Raw genomic sequence first — 2,374 nt, forward strand, 5'->3', positions numbered from 1 at the left:
GGGCTCGCGCCCCGGGCCACCGAACCTCACCTCGAAGGAGAGACATGAGTTCACACGAGCACCACCACGAGTCCATCCCGGCTCGCCCGATGAGCCGGCGGAACCTGCTCAAGGCCCTCGCGGCCTCGACGGTCGCCGTCGGTGTGGGCGCGGCGATCGGCCCGACCGCGGCGTCCGCCCTGGGCGGCGTGGCCGCAGCACCGAGCAGCGGCCGCAACCGCCTCGTCCCCGTCAACCGCATCGGCATCCAGCTCTACACGGTGCGCGACAAGGTCAGCTCGCTCGGCTTCCGGGCCGTGTTCGAGGAGCTCGCCGACATCGGCTACTCCGAGGTCGAGTTCGCGGGGTACACGCAGGGCAACGTCGGCGCGATCACCATCCCGGAGATCCGCCAGCTGCTCGACGACAACGGCCTGCGGGCCGTCGGTACGCACGCGACCCTCAACCCGGGCAACATCGACGCCGAGATCGAGAAGGCGCTCATCCTCGGGATGCCGCACATCGGTCAGGGTGGCCCCATCAACAACACCCCGACCGTGGCCGCCTGGACCGCCGCGGCGAACACGTGGAACCAGATGGGCGTCAAGACCAAGGCCGCAGGCCTCAAGCTCTACGCCCACAACCACGACGGCGAGTTCCGCTTCACCACGGACGACCCGACGCGCCGCGTGTACGACCTGCTGTGGGACGAGTTCGACCCCGAGCTCGTCTTCTTCGAGATGGACGTCTTCTGGGCGCACGTCGGGAAGCACAAGTACCCCGGGTTCGAGCCCATCGACTACATCAAGCGCGACCCGCGCCGCTTCCCGATGCTCCACCTCAAGGACGGCAAGACCAACACGGGCAGCGCCAACGGCTACGACATCATCGAGTTCGGCGAGGGCAACATCGACTACCAGGCCTTCCTGTCGCAGCTGCGCACGCGCGGCCAGCACTTCGGCCTGTTCGAGCAGGACAACGCCAGCTCGGTCGCCGCGCCGCCGAACCCCCTGAACTCCCTGGGCAACGCACGGCGCAGCTACACCTCCATCTACGGCCTTCGCGGCTGAACCACCGAGAAAACAGGAGATTCGCCATGAAGTGGAAGGTTTCAGCAGCCGCTGCCGCAGCGTTCGCGCTGATCGCGGTCGGTGCACCAGCAGCGCACGCCGCCGTCACGAGCTGCACGACCGAGCTCGACGACACGGTCATCGCGGGCGACCTGGTCGTCCCCGCGGGCGCGACCTGTGTCCTCGGCGGGACCACGGTCCAGGGTTCGATCACGGTCGGTGACGACGCGTGGCTCGACGCGACCGAGGCCGTCATCGAGGGCGACGTCGTCGCGACCGACGCCTACGGCGTCCTGATCGACGGGGCGAGCGTCGGGGGCGACATCAGCTCGTACACCGCCGGCTCGCGCGTCGGGTTCCTCTACCTGTACGACCTGCGCGTGGGCGGCAGCGTCGCGGCGGGCGGGGTCGACGTCGAGATCTCGGACTCGAAGATCTCGGGCAACCTCTCGACGCAGGCCGCGACGTACGTCGACCTGCTGCGCACGAGCGTGAACGGCGACGTGACGCTCGGCGACAGCGACTTCGGCGTGAGCGTCGGCGGCGCGGTCGTCGGGGGCAGCCTGTCCGTGACGGGCACGTCGCGCGACGCGCTGGTCGGCGCGACGAGCGACGGGTCGGCGGACCAGTGGGGCAACACGGTGGGTGGGGACCTCGTCCTGACCGGCAACACCGCCAACCTCCAGGTCGCGGGCACCACGGTCCACGGGGCCGTGCGCCTCGCGGACAACGCACCGGCCGCGAACTTCGGTCCGGGCAACACCGCGGGCTCGGTCGAGGGCGACCTCACCGGCACGGCCCCCGGTGCGCTCGCGGCGGGCGACCAGTCGGTCGCCGTCGTGATCCCCGAGCCCCGTCCGGGCGAGCTCACGTGGAGCCTCGAGGGCTCCTCGGGTCTCGTCGACCTGGGCGTGGCCGAGGAGCAGGGCGACCACTTCGCGGCCTCGGGCGACCTCGTCCCGGTCCGCGTCACGGACACCCGCATCAACGCCCCGGCGTGGTCGGTGTCCGCACAGGTCGGCGACTTCGTCGCGGGCGGCGAGACGGTGTCCGGCAAGTACCTCGGCTGGACGCCCGCGCTCCAGGAGAACGACGGCGGAGCGGTCGCGGGTGCGGCCGTCGCCTCGGGCTTCGTCGAGGGTGACGGCCTGTCCGTCGCCCGCACCCTGGGCAGCGCGGAGGCCGGGCACGCCCGCGGCTCCGCGGTCATCGGGGCGGAGCTCGACCTGAAGCTCCCGCTCACGGTGAACGAGGGGACCTACAACGCGACGCTGACGCTGACGGCGCTCAGCTAGTCACGTCGTGATCGTGGTGCCGGCCGGCCC

At 71.0% G+C, this 2,374-nt stretch carries 2 protein-coding genes; both read left to right on the forward strand.

The features are described from left to right. Nucleotides 1–44: 44 nt before the first annotated feature. Entirely contained in the window at nt 45–1,049 is a 1,005-nt protein-coding gene (locus ACFWFR_RS19115) for a TIM barrel protein (protein ID WP_225220036.1), read from the forward strand. Nucleotides 1,050–1,075: 26 nt separating this feature from the next. Next, the gene (locus ACFWFR_RS19120) at nt 1,076–2,344 is read left to right on the forward strand and encodes a hypothetical protein (protein WP_377615603.1); all 1,269 of its coding nucleotides are present in this window, start codon (nt 1,076–1,078) and stop codon (nt 2,342–2,344) included. Nucleotides 2,345–2,374 lie beyond the last annotated feature (30 nt).

The organism is Oerskovia sp. NPDC060287 (assembly GCF_042726775.1).
In the GTDB taxonomy this organism is placed as follows: domain Bacteria; phylum Actinomycetota; class Actinomycetes; order Actinomycetales; family Cellulomonadaceae; genus Oerskovia; species Oerskovia merdavium.

Bases quoted from the DNA above. Each gene is read 5' to 3' on its own strand.
- ACFWFR_RS19115 (WP_225220036.1), top strand. From the start codon at position 45: ATGAGTTCACACGAGCACCACCACGAGTCCATCCCGGCTCGCCCGATG.
- ACFWFR_RS19120 (WP_377615603.1), top strand. From the start codon at position 1,076: ATGAAGTGGAAGGTTTCAGCAGCCGCTGCCGCAGCGTTCGCGCTGATC.